The 16,907-nt window shown below is 39.1% G+C and carries 23 protein-coding genes and 1 riboswitch; of the genes, 11 read left to right on the top strand and 12 right to left on the bottom strand.

Annotated elements, in window-relative coordinates:
- Window positions 1-15: 15 nt before the first annotated feature.
- The 10 genes from HMPREF0851_RS09820 to HMPREF0851_RS09865 form a co-directional block, all read right to left on the bottom strand.
- The gene (locus tag HMPREF0851_RS09820; protein WP_000572369.1) at window positions 16-474 is read right to left on the bottom strand and encodes a hypothetical protein; all 459 of its coding nucleotides are present in this window, start codon (window positions 472-474) and stop codon (window positions 16-18) included.
- A 24-nt stretch (window positions 475-498) separates the two neighbouring features.
- Window positions 499-1,323, bottom strand: a complete 825-nt coding sequence (locus HMPREF0851_RS09825) for an ATP-binding protein (protein WP_000421874.1) — start codon at window positions 1,321-1,323, stop codon at window positions 499-501.
- A gap of 15 nt (window positions 1,324-1,338) precedes the next feature.
- Window positions 1,339-2,121 (bottom strand): DnaD domain protein, encoded by a 783-nt coding sequence (locus HMPREF0851_RS09830; protein WP_001140513.1) that lies wholly within the window; start codon window positions 2,119-2,121, stop codon window positions 1,339-1,341.
- Window positions 2,108-2,389, bottom strand: coding sequence for a hypothetical protein (locus HMPREF0851_RS09835; RefSeq protein ID WP_000492138.1), 282 nt, complete (start codon window positions 2,387-2,389; stop codon window positions 2,108-2,110). The genes HMPREF0851_RS09830 and HMPREF0851_RS09835 overlap by 14 nt, the downstream gene beginning before the upstream one ends.
- Window positions 2,382-2,723, bottom strand: a complete 342-nt coding sequence (locus HMPREF0851_RS09840; protein WP_000058831.1) for a hypothetical protein — start codon at window positions 2,721-2,723, stop codon at window positions 2,382-2,384. The genes HMPREF0851_RS09835 and HMPREF0851_RS09840 overlap by 8 nt, the downstream gene beginning before the upstream one ends.
- Window positions 2,720-2,923 carry a hypothetical protein gene (locus HMPREF0851_RS09845; protein WP_001003759.1) on the bottom strand — a complete coding sequence of 68 codons (204 nt, stop codon included), beginning with the start codon at window positions 2,921-2,923 and terminating at the stop codon, window positions 2,720-2,722. Before HMPREF0851_RS09845 ends, HMPREF0851_RS09840 begins: the two co-directional genes overlap by 4 nt.
- 98 nt (window positions 2,924-3,021) lie before the next feature.
- Window positions 3,022-3,315 (bottom strand): hypothetical protein, encoded by a 294-nt coding sequence (locus HMPREF0851_RS09850; RefSeq protein WP_000208540.1) that lies wholly within the window; start codon window positions 3,313-3,315, stop codon window positions 3,022-3,024.
- A 293-nt stretch (window positions 3,316-3,608) separates the two neighbouring features.
- Entirely contained in the window at window positions 3,609-4,235 is a 627-nt protein-coding gene (locus HMPREF0851_RS09855; protein ID WP_000424669.1) for a Rha family transcriptional regulator, read from the bottom strand.
- Window positions 4,226-5,002, bottom strand: coding sequence for a BRO family protein (locus tag HMPREF0851_RS09860; RefSeq protein WP_000828331.1), 777 nt, complete (start codon window positions 5,000-5,002; stop codon window positions 4,226-4,228). The genes HMPREF0851_RS09855 and HMPREF0851_RS09860 overlap by 10 nt, the downstream gene beginning before the upstream one ends.
- 19 nt (window positions 5,003-5,021) lie before the next feature.
- Window positions 5,022-5,216, bottom strand: coding sequence for a helix-turn-helix domain-containing protein (locus HMPREF0851_RS09865; protein ID WP_000794674.1), 195 nt, complete (start codon window positions 5,214-5,216; stop codon window positions 5,022-5,024).
- 217 nt (window positions 5,217-5,433) lie between these two features.
- On the opposite strand from HMPREF0851_RS09865, the gene HMPREF0851_RS09870 reads away from it, so the two are divergent.
- The 7 genes from HMPREF0851_RS09870 (at window position 5,434) to HMPREF0851_RS09900 (ending at window position 11,691) form a co-directional block, all read left to right on the top strand.
- Window positions 5,434-6,018 (top strand): helix-turn-helix domain-containing protein, encoded by a 585-nt coding sequence (locus HMPREF0851_RS09870; RefSeq protein ID WP_001080840.1) that lies wholly within the window; start codon window positions 5,434-5,436, stop codon window positions 6,016-6,018.
- A gap of 148 nt (window positions 6,019-6,166) precedes the next feature.
- The gene (gene dinD / locus HMPREF0851_RS09875) at window positions 6,167-7,018 is read left to right on the top strand and encodes a DNA damage-inducible protein D (protein WP_000422986.1); all 852 of its coding nucleotides are present in this window, start codon (window positions 6,167-6,169) and stop codon (window positions 7,016-7,018) included.
- A 167-nt stretch (window positions 7,019-7,185) separates the two neighbouring features.
- A complete protein-coding gene (locus tag HMPREF0851_RS09880; RefSeq protein ID WP_000704663.1) occupies window positions 7,186-8,352 on the top strand; it encodes a tyrosine-type recombinase/integrase in 1,167 nt (388 codons plus the stop codon).
- Window positions 8,353-8,512: 160 nt separating this feature from the next.
- Complete coding sequence (locus HMPREF0851_RS09885) at window positions 8,513-9,457, top strand: magnesium transporter CorA family protein (RefSeq protein WP_000815623.1); 945 nt, start codon at window positions 8,513-8,515, stop codon at window positions 9,455-9,457.
- An 11-nt stretch (window positions 9,458-9,468) separates the two neighbouring features.
- Window positions 9,469-10,146: a DUF1129 domain-containing protein gene (locus HMPREF0851_RS09890; protein WP_000077990.1), complete on the top strand. Its 678-nt coding sequence runs from the start codon at window positions 9,469-9,471 to the stop codon at window positions 10,144-10,146.
- Window positions 10,147-10,287: 141 nt separating this feature from the next.
- Window positions 10,288-11,322 (top strand): S66 peptidase family protein, encoded by a 1,035-nt coding sequence (locus HMPREF0851_RS09895; protein WP_000626033.1) that lies wholly within the window; start codon window positions 10,288-10,290, stop codon window positions 11,320-11,322.
- Between the two features lie 105 nt (window positions 11,323-11,427).
- Window positions 11,428-11,691 (top strand): SemiSWEET family transporter, encoded by a 264-nt coding sequence (locus HMPREF0851_RS09900; RefSeq protein WP_000166114.1) that lies wholly within the window; start codon window positions 11,428-11,430, stop codon window positions 11,689-11,691.
- Between the two features lie 89 nt (window positions 11,692-11,780).
- Here HMPREF0851_RS09900 and HMPREF0851_RS09905 read toward each other — a convergent pair whose 3' ends face one another.
- Together HMPREF0851_RS09905 and ruvA are read right to left on the bottom strand one after the other, a co-directional pair.
- Window positions 11,781-12,344, bottom strand: coding sequence for a DNA-3-methyladenine glycosylase I (locus tag HMPREF0851_RS09905; RefSeq protein WP_000166599.1), 564 nt, complete (start codon window positions 12,342-12,344; stop codon window positions 11,781-11,783).
- A 9-nt stretch (window positions 12,345-12,353) separates the two neighbouring features.
- Window positions 12,354-12,947, bottom strand: a complete 594-nt coding sequence (gene ruvA / locus HMPREF0851_RS09910; RefSeq protein ID WP_000273428.1) for a Holliday junction branch migration protein RuvA — start codon at window positions 12,945-12,947, stop codon at window positions 12,354-12,356.
- A gap of 156 nt (window positions 12,948-13,103) precedes the next feature.
- Window positions 13,104-13,218: riboswitch (FMN riboswitch) on the top strand.
- 133 nt (window positions 13,219-13,351) lie between these two features.
- Between ruvA and ribD the strand changes: the two genes are divergently transcribed.
- Genes ribD through ribE (HMPREF0851_RS09930) form a run of 4 tightly spaced genes read left to right on the top strand, consistent with a single transcriptional unit; the run spans window position 13,352 to window position 16,765 of the window.
- On the top strand, window positions 13,352-14,452 hold the full coding sequence (ribD, locus tag HMPREF0851_RS09915; RefSeq protein WP_001284111.1) for a bifunctional diaminohydroxyphosphoribosylaminopyrimidine deaminase/5-amino-6-(5-phosphoribosylamino)uracil reductase RibD: 1,101 nt from the start codon (window positions 13,352-13,354) through the stop codon (window positions 14,450-14,452).
- Window positions 14,437-15,072: a riboflavin synthase gene (gene ribE / locus HMPREF0851_RS09920; protein ID WP_000493837.1), complete on the top strand. Its 636-nt coding sequence runs from the start codon at window positions 14,437-14,439 to the stop codon at window positions 15,070-15,072. The genes ribD and ribE (HMPREF0851_RS09920) overlap by 16 nt, the downstream gene beginning before the upstream one ends.
- Before the next feature lie 19 nt (window positions 15,073-15,091).
- Window positions 15,092-16,297: a bifunctional 3,4-dihydroxy-2-butanone-4-phosphate synthase/GTP cyclohydrolase II gene (locus tag HMPREF0851_RS09925; protein WP_009014285.1), complete on the top strand. Its 1,206-nt coding sequence runs from the start codon at window positions 15,092-15,094 to the stop codon at window positions 16,295-16,297.
- A complete protein-coding gene (gene ribE / locus HMPREF0851_RS09930) occupies window positions 16,298-16,765 on the top strand; it encodes a 6,7-dimethyl-8-ribityllumazine synthase (protein WP_001099498.1) in 468 nt (155 codons plus the stop codon). It begins immediately after the preceding gene.
- Window positions 16,766-16,907 lie beyond the last annotated feature (142 nt).

A 16,907-nucleotide genomic window follows, 5' to 3' on the forward strand; every position in this document is an offset into this window, starting at 1 on the left:
AATGCCCCTTTGCTACTATTCTTCACTGAGTAAGCCACTTACTACCACATCACGGACAAATTGAGCTTGTTTTTCTTTGGGTAGTTGCAAAGCTTCAAGTAAAGACTCTAGAACTTGCTTGTCAGTTCCTGCAATCAACTTCTTAATGATATTCTGGAATTGTCCTTCCAAGTACTCGCAAAAATGTATCCGCTGTGCTTGTGTCGGCTGCACTGGTACTGGTGAGCTATCTGCAATCAGCAAGAAGCAGGCTTCCGCGATTTGGGCGAATAACTTTGCACGCGCTTCAGGGTGTCTGTATAACTCATAGGCATTTATGCTGGTGTCTTCCGTCCGAAACTTCTCACCTAGTTCAATCAGTTTAGGCGTATCTTCAAGACATACTGGTGTTGCATCCGCCATAAAATCGTCACGTTTGCGATTGAGTTCCTCCAGTTCCTGATCTGCCTGTTCAAAGTATGCTGGTTCTATCATGGGATTCCTCCTTTTTTTATTTGGTTAAAAATTTCGCTTCATCCTCTTGTCTTTAATGTCTGTGATAATAAATACGTTCCCCTCTGATCGTTTTCCAATGCGACTGACTAGCTTATCATTATAGATTCTGGCCAGCTCTTTTCCGTTGTGATTGGTGTTGATGATAGTTGTGTCTCGCTTATCAAAAATCTTGAAAAGAAAGGCCTGTACCCAATTATTAGCTTCATTTTTTTGGTTGTTCATAACGCTTTCTGTTCCTAAATCATCAATAAAGAGATAGTCAACCTCAGTCAGCAACTTCAAGGCGTCATACTCTGTAAAATCACTCTGCCTATACTGCCAACCTGACTGAATGCGAGTGATAATCTCAGTAATACTGACAAAAAGCACACTCTTAGGCTCATTCCTAGACTTATAGCCCTCGTTAATGGCTTTGGCCATAGAATAGCTTAAATGACTTTTTCCAGTACCTGGATTGCCCATAATTAGCGTGTTTCCTGTCATACCGTTTAGGTACTCCTTAGCTTGTTTGATAGCAAACTCCTTGGCCTCGTGCTCCTCTTTTGTCTCGGCTTTGAAAGTGCTAAAAGAGGCCTCTCTCAGCTCATTTGACACCGTACTTTCACGCGCTAGCACATCATAGGTTGAAGAGTCCAGATCATGGCCTAGGGCTTTTTCTATGCCCTCTAGTTCCGTCTGTTTGATGTTCTCCCTAGTACATTCCATACAGTAGGGTGATGTATAACCATCTGGCTTTTTGAATTGTACTAGGTTAATCTGATGAGTTGGGCAAAGCTCATCAGTGACCTTTATTTTTTCATTGAGCTGGTCTGTATTCAGTAATTCCATTGTTTCTCCTCTCCGTCAGTAGATAAACGGGTCTTGAATATCATCGTCAGACTGACCTTGTTTCTTTTGCTGAAACAGTCTCTGTTCATCTTCGACTTGTACCATGGTTCTAATACCATTCTGTCGCCAGTTCTTGAGTATTGAATTGATATAGCTAAAAGATCGCTTGCCGTTATCTGCAGCCTTGTCTATGGCAATCTTGATAACCTCTAGCTCCATACCATCAAGAGTGAGATAGTCAGTCAGTATTTGATATTGTTGCCCATCCATAACCCCTATACGCTTTTGGTAATAGTTAGAGATTTCAGCAGTAGGAGCAGAAGAAGTTTTTTTCTCTATCTCTTCTTCTATCTCTTTCTCTTTCTCTATCTCTATCTCTGTTGGACACAAGTTGGAAATTGTCAAAGATGGTTGGACTTCTTCCAATTTTGCTTTTTTTCGTTGCTCACGTTTATAGTTTGCCCAGTTTGTTTCACTCTCAACCAAGGCTTTTGCCTGCGGTAGTTCTGCGTTTTTATCTTCATCAACTTGTATTAGACCACACTTAGTAAAGTATGCCATGGTCATATCTATATCATCTTCCGATACGTCTAATTTTAGGGCTAACTCTTCCTTGAGATTGTCAAAGTAACCCTCATAGTATAAAATACAGTCACTTTCTAAGCTCTCTAGCATGAGCCTAATATAAATCACCGTCATAGTGTACCCACCAGGTACCGTTTTTAGTCTCTTGATAAAAATATTATCAAAAAATTTCTTATCAATTTTTAGCCAAAAATATATTTTAGTTTTTGCCATTCTCCACCCCCATAAACTTCCAGATGTCCGTAACTTTGTAATAGATTTTCCTAGTATCTTCTAGTGGGGGCTGGTATCGCCTTAGCCCTGCTTTTTCCCACTTTTGGAGTGTCATATATTTTATATCTAACTCGTCCATGACTTCCTGGGCTGATATTAAACCTGTCAGTCGTGGTTTGACTGTATCACGCGCTTCCAGGTATCTTTCCACTACCTCCAGAATGCCATGCGCTAGGTCTTGCTCACTTTCTCGGCTTAGGCTAAACATATCCGCACACCTCCTTCAAGGTTTCTTTGTAGCTTTCTAAATCGCTATTCATCAACACCGCTAGGCGCTTTTCTTCTTCTCGTATCTGATTGTAAAATGTTTTTGCACCGTCTAATAGTTCATCTTTGTTAGCAGGGATAAAATACCCTCTAAATGTTCCGTGTCGAACCCCAACAATAGGAACGCTATGGCGCGTGATTAGACGGCTGATAATATCTTGCACGGTTCTTTCTGCCAGCTTAGTGATCAGGCTAATTTCTGCCCCTGTTATGGAGTTCTCAGCCCCTACCTTGATTAGTCTTAATACTCGTTTGTCATTCTCTGATAGACTCATTCAGTTCCTCCCCATACGTTGACCCCTGCAAGCTGGATATATCGCCCATATTCAGGGTTTAAATCCTCGCTAGGTGTTTCGTTTTCTCGCTCAAATTGGGCGCTTTTTTTGCGGTCTCGGTGGTTTAGATAAAGCAATATGCCAATCAGTACCACGCTAACAAAAACCGCCTGTGTGTTGCTTAAATCTAGTTCATTCATGTTATGCCCTCACCTTATAGTTATTGATAAATTCCTCTTGTTTAGGTTGTTCCATATTCAGCAAGTCGTCTTCGGCTTGTGCCATTTCTTTAATATCTTTAGTCATGGTATGCCTCCAGCTCTTTAGCGTTGTCATTGTTCAAAAGCAAAAAGGCTATTTCATTTAGACGATCGTATAGCTTTTCATTCTGGGCGTATGCTGTAGCAGTGTATTTTTTAGCAAGCCATAAGAACGTGGTTGTATCTTTCTGTAGTGCAAACTCAAGCCCTTCAAGAGCTAGGTTATTCATTTCTAAAACATTCATGATGTCGGTTAATTCGTTCCCTAATTCTGCTAGTTTCTTAGCCGATAATAGAACTTGTTGGCTTGATGTTGCTTTTTTTGTTGTCATGTTTTTTACCTCTGTTTCTATGTTGTGTAATTGCCCTGATGGCTTTTTAATGCTTTTTTCTTGTACAGAAGTTCCTCACGCTCTCGGTCGCCAAATTGAAAGCGTGAGAAAGTACCAGTTTTAAGAGTTGGCGCTCTCCGTATGGTCAAATTGCCCTAAATATGCTATAATCTAGGTATAAATCTTTACTAAAACCTCTTTGATAATAGCTTGCCTGCTTTTTGTTAAATTCGTTTTAGTGTTAGTGTGAAAGGCTTTGCTGATTGGTCTCGGTAAGCCTTTTTTTGTTGCAATCACGCGCTTCTTTGGCGTGTATTTTTATTTCTGAATGCCATAGCCTTGATTTCTTGGTAACTCATATTCAAGCCAATCATGGCTATTACCATATCTTCAAATGCCTGGTATTGCTCCAGCTCGTCACTGGTCAAGCTATCAATGCCATTGTAGCCTCCACGCTCTTCCCTTAACTGCTTAGCGTTCCTGTCAGTTACTGCCTTCAGTAGCAGGTTGTTCATGGTGCTATGCGCGCGCTTGGGTGCATTAGTCCATGTTTCTATACTGTCATGCAGTGTTTTTCTTTTTGGCTTTTCTAGCGCCCTCTGCATACGAAACTTAGAAAGTTCCTCACGCATTTCAAAGAAGGCTTTGACTAGGTTGGTTTTGAAGTTGGCCACTGGCTCGGTATTCTTTAAGAATGTAACTAACAAGGTCGCTTGTTGCTCATTCAAAATATAGTCCTTAGTATTCTGGCCACTTTCCATAGCTTGGATTTTAAATCCAACCTTTCCGAACTGTTCAAACCTTGCTTGATGTTTGCGAATTGTCTTGGTTATAGTGTGATGTTGCAATCCTGTACACTCTGCCACAATACTGCTCAGTGTATACGGCTCTTTCTTACCGTCCATGTAGACTAGTTCCATTGTGGTTCTACCTCCTGCATGAATCGGGTTAGCTTGCTTGTCAGACGGCTCTTCTCGTCCATATTTTTAGCCTCTGCAATGGCTTTGGCTAGTGTATCGATATAATACCGCTCTGCCTCTGCCAACGTGTCAGGGGCTTTTATAGTGGTCTGTGGTTCTTCCACCAGTTCCCCATCCATGTAGTAGCCATTTAGTCGGATTTCTTTCAGAATGTGCTTGATTACTTTTTTAAACTCTTTAGCTTTTGGTTTGGTTGACCTCATAAGCACCTCATAGAGTCCATGCTCAGTTAAAAACCAGACTTGTTGACCACTACGAAAAGTTTTCGTAGTACCGTCTAAAGGCGTCCCTTTTACCTTTTCATCTTCATCAACTTTTCTTAACATTGCTTGTACATCATAATAGCCTTGTGATGTCTTAGTATAATCAATCATCTCAGCAATCGCCCTAGCTAAAAATAGCGGTTCTTGTTCACTGCCGTAGATGTCCAATGGTTGACCGTGAATAATAGTAGTAGTGACAACCTGCAATAGTTGCCCTTGGTCTGTTGTTTCTTCAAAAATACTTACTTGTGTTGTCATGTCTTGCTTAACCTCTCTGTATAATTTGTTTAGTCTTTTTCTGCTTTCCTTGTTGGGCTTATGCTTGCCCTGTGCCCACTTGCCAACTGTTCGGGGATCTATGCCTATTCGTTGGCCAATAGCTACCAAGTTCAGCCCGTGAGTGGTTCGCATTTCATCGATGACCCTTGTATAGTTCCTCTTCATTGCTTGCCTGCCTTTCTATTTATCCAACCTTTAACAAGTCATCAATCGTAACTTCTAAAAAGTCAGCTACTTTCTGCAATGTCTCAAAAGTCGGATTTTTTGAACGCTCATAATACAATGCCGTCAAAGTGCTTTTTGATAGCCCTGTTTCTCTTGCAACATCCGCCACCTTCAAGCGCTTCTTTGCTAAAATAACACGCATATTATTTTTCAAATGTCTTACCTCTTTCTATTATTTTTAAAATCAACCTCCAGCAGAATAGATTGAAAAGTGTTGTGCCGGAGGCTCTATTCAGACACTTTTTGTCTGATTGATTTTTATTATACAGACACTTTTTGTCTTTGTCAAGGATATTTTTTATTTTATTGGACTTTTTTTGTCTGGTTCGATAAAAAGAATGATATAATACATTTGAAAGGTGTTGATATAAATGAATAGATTAAAAGAGTTACGTAAAGAAAAAAAGCTATCTCAAAAGGAAATAGCAAAAGAAATGAGCATATCAGAAAAGACTCTATCACGCTGGGAAAACGGAGAAAGCCAAATTAAACCAGAAAAAGCTCAAATGTTAGCTGACTTTTTCGGTGTACATATTGGTTATTTACTCGGTTATAGTCTAAGTCGTGACAATATGCTAGTAGCATTAGCACCATATACAATTGAGGAAGATAGTGATGACAAATTTGAATATGATACTTATACAGCTCTTTCTGAGGTTCTAGGTACTGATAAACTTGAAAAGATTAAAAATACTATATCTGTTGAGTTAAAAAACAGTTTTGGTCATTATTTTGAAGAATCCGAACCTTGGAAAATCGGTATTACTGACCAGCAACTTAGTGATATGTGGGAACTGCATACAAAGAAATTTATTGAATTTATTTATGGTGGGGATACACCAGACGTTTTTAAAAAGCTCATTTTTTCCTTTTCTTTACTCCCCAAAAAAGAAAGGGAAAGCATAATAAATATTTTAGAGGGACTATCGGACATAGATTTAGATTTTCCGCGTTAACACACGCGCCACAATGTCCAACAATCCTGAAGCGCGTGTGCGAATGCGTGTGCGAGTGCTTCAACCAAATATTAGCCCCATATCTACTAATTTTGTTGATGTCAACAAATGTCAACCACTTTCAATATTTTAGAAAGGATACTTTATTATGGAACTCCAACAGTACGATGAATTAACTTTTGAAAATATCAAACACATAGACGAAAATGGAGTAGAATTTTGGTACGCCAGAGAACTACAAACCATTCTAGAATATATGGAGTGGCGTAACTTTAACCAAGTTATAGACAAAGCAAAAATAGCCTGTGAAAACTCCGGAAAGCGCGTGGTTGCCAATTTTGTTGACGTCAACAAAACTGTACAACTTAACTTTGGAACCCGAGAAATTGCAGATATTAAACTCTCTCGCTATGCCTGCTATTTGATTGTCCAAAATGGCGACCCTAGAAAAGAGGTCATTGCACTAGGGCAATCATATTTTGCTATTAAAACCCGTCAGCAAGAACTACACGATGATTTTAATCAACTTACTGAAGATCAGAAACGCATTGCTATCCGTGATGAAATAAAACATCACAATAAATCATTATCTGAATCTGCTGGCAATGCTGGCGTTAAGAACTTTGGCCGATTTCACAACTCAGGATACAAGGGGTTATATGGTGGGCTAACTATGCAGGATATTCATAACCTCAAAGAACTAAACGAAGGGGAGCATATTCTGGATTTTATGGGGAGTGCTGAATTAGCTGCTAATTTATTCCGTGCCACTCAGACCGACGAAGTTCTACGACGTAGAAACATAAAAGGCGAAGATCTCGCAAATGATACCCATTTCAACGTAGGGCGAACCATTAGAAATACCATGAAAGAACTTGGAACAACCATGCCGGAGAATCTCCCTACTCCTCGTGAAAGTATACAAGAGTTAAAAAATAAACAGAAAGAACTTGAAAAACAAGCCGATAATAACCAACTTTCGCTCTTTGATGATATGTAATAGTGGGCAATATTAGCCCCATATCCGCCTTGTTTTTTATTCTGGTATTTATTTACCGTCTGACTCTTTAAAATCGAATACGGGGCAAACTATGAAGCCCCTAGCATGATATAAAACCTTTTTGATAATGGCTTGCCTGCTGATGTATTTTAGAAAGGTTTATCATCATGAAAATAACTGAAGTTATAAAAAAAGACGGTAGTAAAGTCTATCGTGCTAATGTATATCTAGGAGTTGACCAGGTAACAGGAAAGAAAGTTAAAACCAAAGTAACAGGTCGGACACAAAAGGAAGTAAAACAGAAAGCCAATCAAGAAAAAATAGCTTTTCAAAAAGCAGGATCCACTAGACAAAAGGCTAGCACCATAAAAAACTATCAAGAATTAGCCAATCTCTGGTTAGAAAGTTATAAGAATACGGTTAAGCCAAACACTCAAGGCAATGTTAGAAAGTTAATTGATAATCATATATTGCCCATTTTCGGGGCTTACAAGCTCGATAAGCTCACTACTCCACTTATCCAGTCTATTATCAACAAACTTGCTGACAAGACTAATAGAGAGGAAAAAGGGGCTTTTCTACATTATGACAAGATACACGCTTTAAACAAACGTATCTTACAGTATGGCGTAACCATGCAAGCTATACCGTCCAATCCTGCGCGTGATGTTGTTTTACCTCGTAACACTCAGAAAGCAAAGCGCCAAAAGGTAAAACACTTTGAAAATCAAGAACTAAAAAAGTTTCTTGGTTATCTCGATAATTTAGATAGCGATAGATATCGTTACTACTATGAGACGACGCTCTATAAGTTCCTACTGGCTACTGGTTGCCGTATCAATGAGGCTCTAGCGCTTAGCTGGTCTGACATTGACTTAGACGGTGCCATTGTACACATCACCAAAACACTAAATCGGTATTTAGAAATTAACAGCCCAAAGTCAAAGTCTAGTTATCGGGATATAGATATAGATCAAGAGACTGTTAGCATGCTAAAGCAGTACAAACTACGCCAATCTAAAGAGGCCTGGAAGATAGGGCAACGTGAAAGCGTGGTATTTTCTGATTTCATTCATGAGTATCCTAGCAGTTCAAGACTTAAAAGAAGATTGCAAACACATTTTAAGCGTGCTGACGTTCCTAACATTGGCTTTCACGGATTCCGTCACACTCACGCTAGTCTCTTGCTTAACTCTGGAATACCATACAAGGAACTCCAGTACCGCCTAGGTCATTCCACTTTATCAATGACCATGGATATATATAGCCACCTCTCAAAAGAGAACGCAAAAAAAGCAGTCACATTCTACGAAACTGCACTAAAAGCACTATAAGGGGAGCAAAAAGGGGAGCAAATTTAAAAATCAACATTTCAAGACAAAGTAAAAATCCAATAGCAACAGGTTTTTTGTTAGATTTATTTTGAAAAAGGCCGATTTTGTAGTATAATAGTACGGTGTGAAAAAATCTGAAAAATGAGAAAGGATAAGGGATATGAAACAAGTTTTTCTCTCTACAACAACTGAATTTAAAGAGATCGATACGCTTGAACCGGGTACTTGGATCAATCTCGTCAATCCGACTCAAAATGAATCACTCGAAATCGCCAACGCCTTCGATATCGATATTGCCGACCTCCGAGCACCGCTCGATGCGGAAGAAATGTCCCGTATTACCATTGAAGATGAGTACACCCTGATCATCGTAGACGTGCCGGTCACAGAAGAAAGAAATAACCGCACCTACTACGTAACCATCCCGCTTGGTATTATCATCACCGAGGAAACCATTATCACTACGTGTTTGGAACCACTACCTGTCCTTGATGTCTTTATCAACCGTCGTTTGCGTAATTTCTATACCTTCATGCGTTCGCGTTTTATCTTCCAGATTCTTTATCGCAATGCAGAGCTTTACCTAACAGCCCTTCGTTCGATTGACCGCAAGAGTGAGCAAATCGAAAGTCAACTGCATCAATCAACTCGTAATGAAGAATTGATCGAGCTCATGGAATTGGAAAAAACCATCGTCTATTTCAAGGCCTCCCTCAAAACAAATGAGCGCGTGATTAAGAAATTGACCAGCTCAACCAGCAATATCAAGAAATACCTTGAGGACGAAGACCTGCTTGAAGATACCCTGATTGAAACCCAACAGGCCATCGAGATGGCAGACATTTATGGAAATGTCTTGCATTCTATGACAGAGACCTTTGCCTCTATCATTTCCAACAATCAGAACAACATCATGAAAACCTTGGCCCTTGTGACCATCGTCATGTCCATCCCAACCATGGTCTTTTCTGCCTACGGGATGAACTTTAAGGATAATGAAATCCCCCTAAACGGCGAGCCAAATGCCTTCTGGTTAATCGTCTTTATCGCCTTTGCTATGAGTGTCTCGCTCACTCTCTATCTCATCCATAAAAAATGGTTCTAAGAGGAGTTCCTATGTCTCAGATTGATCTACAAAAATTAACTAAGAAAAACCAAGAGTTTATCCACATCGCTACCCAACAATTCATCAAAGATGGAAAAACAGACGCTGAAATCAAGGCTATTTTTGAGGAAATTATTCCCCAAATCCTTGAAGAGCAAGCCAAGGGTACGACTGCTCGTTCCCTCTACGGCGCACCAACTCATTGGGCTCACAGCTTCACTGTCAAGGAACAATACGAAAAAGAGCATCCAAAAGAAAATGATGATCCAAAACTCATGATTATGGACTCAGCTCTTTTCATCACTAGCCTCTTTGCCCTTGTCAGCGCCCTAACAACCTTCTTTGCGGCAGATCAAGCCTTTGGCTATGGATTTGTCACTCTCCTATTAGTTGGACTGGTTGGTGGATTTGCCTTCTACTTGATGTACTACTTTGTTTACCAATATTATGGACCAGATATGGACCGCAGTCAACGTCCACCTTTCTGGAAATCTGTACTGGTTATCCTAGCATCTATGTTCCTTTGGTTGCTTGTCTTCTTTGCAACAAGCTTCCTACCAGCTAGCCTTAACCCAGTACTTGCTCCATTGCCGCTGGCTATTATCGGAGCAATCCTCCTAGCCCTTCGCTTCTATCTCAAGAAACGCTTGAACATCCGAAGCGCAAGTGCAGGACCAACACGTTATTAAGAAGAATGATAAAAGCAACTGCAGGTGCGGTTGCTTTTTCACTTACTTTTTTGATTTTAAAGAATTCTTCTGACATTCCACATAGCTCTATCTAATCTTTTGTGATAAAATAGGCTCAATCTATTTCTAGGAGGATAAAATATGATTTCTACTATTGGTATTGTTAGTTTATCTAGTGGCATTATCGGAGAGGACTTTGTCAAACACGAAGTGGACTTGGGTGTCCAACGTCTCAAGGACTTAGGACTCAATCCTATCTTTTTGCCCCATTCGCAAAAAGGATTAGACTTTATCAAGGATCATCCTGAAGCTCGTGCAGAGGATTTGATTCATGCCTTTTCTGATGATAGCATCGACATAATCCTATGCGCCATTGGTGGAGACGATACCTATCGCTTGCTACCTTATCTTTTTGAAAATGACCAACTCCAAAAGGTTATCAAACAAAAAATTTTTCTTGGCTTCTCGGATACAACCATGAACCATCTCATGTTGCATAAATTAGGAATCAAGACTTTTTATGGTCAATCCTTCTTAGCAGACATTTGTGAATTGGACAAAGAAATGCTAGCCTATAGCCTTCACTACTTTAAAGAATTGATTGAGACCGTTAGAATCTCAGAAATCCGCCCTAGCGACGTTTGGTATGATGAACGAACTGATTTTAGTCCCAAAGCTCTGGGGACACCTCGTGTCAGTCATGCAAATACCGGTTTTGAGTTGTTGCAAGGAAATACACAGTTTGAGGGAAAAATCCTCGGTGGTTGCCTCGAATCCCTCTACGATATCTTTGACAACTCTCGATACGCAGATAGCACGGAGCTCTGCCAAAAGTACAAACTTTTCCCTGACTTATCAGACTGGGAAGGAAAGATCCTCTTGCTAGAAACAAGCGAAGAAAAGCCTGAGCCGAAATACTTCAAAAAGATGTTGCGGACTTTAAAGAACACTGGCATATTCGAGGTCATCAGCGGACTCTTGGTCGGGAAACCTATGGATGAAACTTTCTATGACGACTATAAAGAGGCACTATTGGATATCATTGATAGCAATATCCCGATTGTCTATAATTTGAATGTCGGCCACGCAACTCCAAGAGCAATTGTCCCCTTCGGAGTCCACGCCTATGTAGATGCAAAGGAGCAAATCATTCGCTTTGACTATAACAAAAAATAAATAGTTTCTCTATTTTTGTGCTTTTGTATTGGTTTTCGTTACAATTTGTATCTGAATTTATTGCATTTCGCTAATTTCTATGTTATCCTTTTGAAGGAGGTGTATATGACAAAACAAAAAATTAATCGAATCGTAGGTTCTATTGGTGCCTTTATTGGAATTATAGTATTTATTGCCTACATACCTCAAATTATCGCTAATTTACAGGGAAATAAAGCTCAACCATTTCAACCTTTATCAGCTGCTATATCTTGCTTAATCTGGGTTATTTATGGATGGACAAAGGAACCTAAGAAGGATTGGATACTAATCATTCCAAATTCAGCTGGTGTTATTTTAGGTGGAATCACTTTTTTGACTTCACTCTAACAAATCTAATAGTATATATAAAAAGCTGGGAAAAGTTTCTCAGCTTTTTTCTATATTCTATTCTCAGATATGCGAGTTACCTGTACACACTAATGACCGCTTTTCCACTCACAATCGTTCTCATGGTCATCAACCAGGCCTGCAGCCTGTAGAAAAGACAAGACGGCGACTGGGCCTGTGAACTTGAAGCCTCGTTTTTTGAGATCTTTGGCTAATTTCTCAGATAAGGGGGTTTTAGCTGGGGCTTGGCGGTAATCGGGAACATCGTTAACGATCGTTTTCCCCTCAACAAAGGACCAAAGATAGGCATCAAAAGAGCCATAGTCTTCCTGTAGTCGTAAAAAGGCTTGGGCGTTAGTGCGTGTAGCAAAAATCTTGGCTCTATTTCGAATGATGGATGGATTATCCAGCAAGGCTTCCAATTCAGTGTCGGTCATCTCTGCGACCGCTTGAATTTGATAGCTATGAAAGGCTTCTCGGAAAGCTTGGCGTTTGTTGAGTACCGTTTCCCAAGACAGGCCTGCCTGATAGGTTTCCATACACAACAACTCAAACAATGCTTGGTCATCATGGAGGGGCTGGCCCCACTCCTCATCATGATAGGCAATGTAGAGCGGATTGGTCATCTTGACCCACGAACAACGTTTTGTCATGCTCTGCTCCTATTTGACCAACATTTTAAGGGCCGACTTGATATAGTTCTCAGCTGTATCTGTCGTTCCTTCAAAGAATTTTTTGATTTTCTTGAGTTCGGTCGCCTTGTAGCCCAGTGCCAACATAGCTTCCATAGCTTCTTCCAATTCTTGGTTTTCAGCGCTGGTTTGCACTGCCACCTTGGCAGGCAGGTCATCTCCTGCAACTACTACCTTGCCTTCCAAGTCCAACACCATCTGTTGGGCTGTTTTCTTGCCAATTTTAGGGAACTTGGTCAAGTAGTTGATGTTCTTGGTTTCAATTGCTTGAACCAAGCCAGCATTGTCATCGGCAGCGATAATAGCAAGAGCTGATACAGGACCAATCCCAGAGACCGAAATCAGACTAAGAAAGAGCTTTTTCTCGTCTTCTGAGCGAAATCCATAAAGCAGATGAGCATCCTCACGTACAACTTGATGCACATAAATTTGAGCCTCCTGATTAACCTGACCTGAGTAGGCATAGGGATTGGCTACATGCAGGATATAACCGATACCGTTGACTTCAAGAACAATGTATTTAGCAGTAATTCTAGTAATGATTCCTTTTAAATATTCGTACATAGTTTTCCTTTTCTCTTATTTCGTTTATCTAGTATATCATATTTTCTTTATCCGAGGAGCGAGAATCGATTATCACAAATACAGTATATCAAAAATAATTTATGTTTATCTGTTGACATATTTAAAATTAAGTACTATAATCATCTGTAATTGAATAACTATCTTCAGGGCAGGGTGCAATTCCCTACCGGTGGTATAGCCCACGAGCCGAAAGGCATGATTTGGTGAAATTCCAAAGCCGACAGTATAGTCTGGATGAAAGAAGATAAAAGTATATTTGTGCTTTTTGCGTGCTCTGAAATGATTACTTGTCATTTCAGAGCATTTTTGTTAATCGCATAAGTTTTCTTTTGTATGCCTTGAGTAGTTCCCTATTCAAGGTATATTTTTTTGGAGGTAGTGAGATGAGCGACTCAAAATATATGCAATTAGCAATAAAACTGGCACAAAAAGGAGCTGGTTACGTCAATCCCAATCCTATGGTCGGCGCAGTTATTGTAAAAGATAATCACATTATCGGACAAGGATATCATGAGTTTTTTGGTGGCCCACATGCTGAGAGAAATGCTCTTAAAAATTGTAGAGAATCCCCTGTAGGAGCGACGCTTTATGTAACACTTGAACCCTGTTGTCACTTCGGGAAAACACCACCTTGTATAGATGCTATAATCGATAGTGGTATTACAAGAGTAGTCATTGGAAGTTTAGACTGTAATCCTATTGTATCTGGAAAAGGAGTAAAGATACTTGAGGAAAATAATCTTCAAGTTACTGTTGGAGTTTTAGAAAATGAGTGTCTTAACTTAATAAAAAGTTTTAGAAAGTACATTACCCAGCATGTACCCTATGTTTTTATGAAATATGCAATGACAATGGATGGAAAAATAGCCACTAAAACAAATCATTCCAAATGGATTACTGGAGAAGAGGCAAGAAAGCATGTGCATCAGTTACGACACCAGGTCAGTGCGATTATGGTAGGTGTCAATACTGTTATTCAAGACGATCCTTTGCTGACATGTAGATTGGAGGAAGGGAAAAATCCTATCCGTATCATATGCGATACACATTTACGAACTCCTCTTACCTCTAAAATCGTAAAAACAGCAAATGATATTAAAACTTACATTGCCACTTCCTCGGAAGACAAAAATAAAATGAAGCTATATAAAAATCATGGCTGTGAAATACTTTCCATAAAGAAAAAAGGCAATCATATAGACTTATCAGATTTAATGCAACATCTAGGAAACATGCAGATTGATAGCCTACTTCTAGAAGGGGGCAGTCTAATGAATTGGAGTGCTTTGGAACAACAAATTGTTGATGAGCTGAAAATATATATTGCACCAAAAATTTTTGGAGGCAGTGCCAAGTTTCCTGTCGGAGGTGAAGGTATTTCTTTGCCAAATGACGCTATTAGATTGAAACCTTATGCTTTTTCTCAAATAGGAGATGACTATCTCATAGAAAGTGAAGTGATTTATCCATGTTCACAGGAATAATTGAAGAAATCGGAAAAGTTGAAAGAATACAGAAAGACTCTCGTAATTGTAAACTATCAATTAAAGCATCAAAAATATTAACGGATATCCATTTAGGCGATAGTATAGCAGTAAATGGTATCTGTCTTACAGTTACTCATTTCAATCATCAAGCCTTTACAGTTGATGTAATGAATGAAACATGGAGTCGAACAGCTCTTACCCTATTAAAACATGGGAGTGAGGTAAATCTAGAAAGAGCCTTATCTGTCAACGGTCGACTTGGAGGTCACGTCGTTACAGGACACATTGATGGTACAGGAAAAATCTCGTCAATAAAAAAAGATGATAATGCTGTATGGTATCAAATCAACACACAAAAAGAAATTTTAGATTTAATAGTTGAAAAAGGATCTATTACAATTGACGGCATTAGTCTGACTGTCGCTAAAGTCTCCAAACTAAACTTTTCAGTATCTGTTATCCCTCATACCTTGGAACAAACCATTCTTAAGAGTAAACAAGTCGGGAGTACAGTAAATCTTGAAAATGATATCTTAGGTAAATATGTGCAAAAACTGATGGATAACTCTCCAAAATCAGAAATATCTAAGGAACTATTATATCAAAATGGATTTTAGTAGAAAGGATGATCAGTCAATGGAATATCGAAAAATACAAGAAGCATTAGAAACATTGCAGAAAGGACGACTTGTTCTTGTTATAGACGACAAGGATAGAGAAAACGAAGGAGACTTAATTTGTTCTGCACAAGCAGCTACAACTGAAAATGTTAATTTCATGGCTACTTATGCCAAAGGATTAATTTGTATGCCTATGAGCGAAAGTTTAGCTAATCAATTAATGCTTTCACCTATGGTTGAAAACAATACAGATAATCATAAGACTGCTTTTACCGTTTCAATTGATTATAAAGAAACGACCACAGGTATTTCTGCCGAGGAAAGAGGACTGACCGCACGTATGTGTGTAGCCGAAGATATAAGACCCTCTGATTTTCGCAGGCCAGGACATATGTTTCCTTTAATTGCGAAAAACGGTGGTGTTCTAGAAAGAAATGGACACACTGAAGCAACTGTTGATCTATTAAAATTAGCAGGACTAAAAGAGTGTGGCCTATGTTGTGAAATAATGAATCATGATGGCAAAATGATGAGAACAGATGATTTAATTCAGTTCTCTAAGAAACACAACATCCCACTAATCACCATCAAAGAATTACAAGAATATAGAAAAGTATATGATAAGCTGGTAGAACGAGTTTCAACTGTCAATATGCCTACTAGATACGGTAATTTTAAAGCAATTAGCTACATAGATAAACTAAATGGGGAACATCATCTTGCTCTTATTATGGGAAATATAGAGGATGGAACCAATGTATTATGTCGGGTCCACTCTGAATGTTTAACAGGAGATGTTTTAGGCTCTTTACGGTGCGATTGTGGACAGCAATTCGATAAAGCTATGAAAATGATTGCTGAGAATGGTTCAGGTGTCTTACTTTACTTGCGACAGGAAGGACGAGGAATTGGACTTATCAATAAATTAAAAGCCTATCATTTACAAGATCAAGGAATGGATACGCTTGATGCCAATCTTGCGTTAGGCTTTGAAGGTGATTTAAGAGAATATTATATTGGAGCACAAATGCTTAAAGACCTGGGACTACAGTCACTACATTTACTGACAAATAATCCTGACAAGGTTGAACAGTTAGAAAAATATGGAATTACCATTTCCAGTAGAATACCAATCGAAATAGAAGCCAATCCTTACGACAGTTTTTATTTAGAAACAAAGAAAAATCGAATGGGTCACATTTTAAATATGGAGGAAAAATAAATGAACACTTATGAAGGTAATTTAGTAGCGAACGATATTAAAATCGGTATTGTTGTAGCGAGATTTAATGAATTTATAACGTCAAAATTATTATCTGGAGCACTGGATAATCTCAAAAGAGAGAATGTAAACGAGAAAGATATCGAGGTAGCCTGGGTTCCAGGAGCTTTTGAAATACCACTGATTGCATCAAAAATGGCAAAAAGTAAAAAATATGATGCAATTATCTGCTTGGGAGCTGTCATTAGAGGTAGTACAAGTCATTATGATTATGTATGTAGCGAGGTATCTAAGGGAATCGCCCAAATCAGTTTAAATAGCGAAATCCCAGTTATGTTTGGTGTGCTAACGACAGATACAATTGAACAAGCCATAGAGCGAGCTGGCACTAAAGCAGGAAATAAGGGTTCTGAGTGTGCACAAGGAGCTATTGAAATGGTCAACCTAATTCGCACATTGGACGCATAGAACAGACTCTACTTTTAAACGAATAAGGAAACTAAGCAAAATCGCAATTTAATACTCTATGAAAGTCATAGGGCAAACTAGGAAGGTAACAGCAAGTATTCAAAACACAGCTTTAAGATTACTGATAAAACTGACGTAGTTT

Origin of the sequence: Streptococcus sp. M334 (assembly GCF_000187745.1) — a bacterium.
Classification (GTDB): domain Bacteria; phylum Bacillota; class Bacilli; order Lactobacillales; family Streptococcaceae; genus Streptococcus.

What these genes read in the sequence shown, in the direction of transcription:
- HMPREF0851_RS09820 (WP_000572369.1), bottom strand. Translation starts at nt 474, where the DNA reads ATGATAGAACCAGCATACTTTGAACAGGCAGATCAGGAACTGGAGGAA.
- HMPREF0851_RS09825 (WP_000421874.1), bottom strand. Translation starts at nt 1,323, where the DNA reads ATGGAATTACTGAATACAGACCAGCTCAATGAAAAAATAAAGGTCACT.
- HMPREF0851_RS09830 (WP_001140513.1), bottom strand. Translation starts at nt 2,121, where the DNA reads ATGGCAAAAACTAAAATATATTTTTGGCTAAAAATTGATAAGAAATTT.
- HMPREF0851_RS09835 (WP_000492138.1), bottom strand. Translation starts at nt 2,389, where the DNA reads ATGTTTAGCCTAAGCCGAGAAAGTGAGCAAGACCTAGCGCATGGCATT.
- HMPREF0851_RS09840 (WP_000058831.1), bottom strand. Translation starts at nt 2,723, where the DNA reads ATGAGTCTATCAGAGAATGACAAACGAGTATTAAGACTAATCAAGGTA.
- HMPREF0851_RS09845 (WP_001003759.1), bottom strand. Translation starts at nt 2,923, where the DNA reads ATGAATGAACTAGATTTAAGCAACACACAGGCGGTTTTTGTTAGCGTG.
- HMPREF0851_RS09850 (WP_000208540.1), bottom strand. Translation starts at nt 3,315, where the DNA reads ATGACAACAAAAAAAGCAACATCAAGCCAACAAGTTCTATTATCGGCT.
- HMPREF0851_RS09855 (WP_000424669.1), bottom strand. Translation starts at nt 4,235, where the DNA reads ATGGAACTAGTCTACATGGACGGTAAGAAAGAGCCGTATACACTGAGC.
- HMPREF0851_RS09860 (WP_000828331.1), bottom strand. Translation starts at nt 5,002, where the DNA reads ATGAAGAGGAACTATACAAGGGTCATCGATGAAATGCGAACCACTCAC.
- HMPREF0851_RS09870 (WP_001080840.1), top strand. Translation starts at nt 5,434, where the DNA reads ATGAATAGATTAAAAGAGTTACGTAAAGAAAAAAAGCTATCTCAAAAG.
- dinD (WP_000422986.1), top strand. Translation starts at nt 6,167, where the DNA reads ATGGAACTCCAACAGTACGATGAATTAACTTTTGAAAATATCAAACAC.
- HMPREF0851_RS09880 (WP_000704663.1), top strand. Translation starts at nt 7,186, where the DNA reads ATGAAAATAACTGAAGTTATAAAAAAAGACGGTAGTAAAGTCTATCGT.
- HMPREF0851_RS09885 (WP_000815623.1), top strand. Translation starts at nt 8,513, where the DNA reads ATGAAACAAGTTTTTCTCTCTACAACAACTGAATTTAAAGAGATCGAT.
- HMPREF0851_RS09890 (WP_000077990.1), top strand. Translation starts at nt 9,469, where the DNA reads ATGTCTCAGATTGATCTACAAAAATTAACTAAGAAAAACCAAGAGTTT.
- HMPREF0851_RS09895 (WP_000626033.1), top strand. Translation starts at nt 10,288, where the DNA reads ATGATTTCTACTATTGGTATTGTTAGTTTATCTAGTGGCATTATCGGA.
- HMPREF0851_RS09900 (WP_000166114.1), top strand. Translation starts at nt 11,428, where the DNA reads ATGACAAAACAAAAAATTAATCGAATCGTAGGTTCTATTGGTGCCTTT.
- HMPREF0851_RS09905 (WP_000166599.1), bottom strand. Translation starts at nt 12,344, where the DNA reads ATGACAAAACGTTGTTCGTGGGTCAAGATGACCAATCCGCTCTACATT.
- ruvA (WP_000273428.1), bottom strand. Translation starts at nt 12,947, where the DNA reads ATGTACGAATATTTAAAAGGAATCATTACTAGAATTACTGCTAAATAC.
- ribD (WP_001284111.1), top strand. Translation starts at nt 13,352, where the DNA reads ATGAGCGACTCAAAATATATGCAATTAGCAATAAAACTGGCACAAAAA.
- ribE (WP_000493837.1), top strand. Translation starts at nt 14,437, where the DNA reads ATGTTCACAGGAATAATTGAAGAAATCGGAAAAGTTGAAAGAATACAG.
- HMPREF0851_RS09925 (WP_009014285.1), top strand. Translation starts at nt 15,092, where the DNA reads ATGGAATATCGAAAAATACAAGAAGCATTAGAAACATTGCAGAAAGGA.
- ribE (WP_001099498.1), top strand. Translation starts at nt 16,298, where the DNA reads ATGAACACTTATGAAGGTAATTTAGTAGCGAACGATATTAAAATCGGT.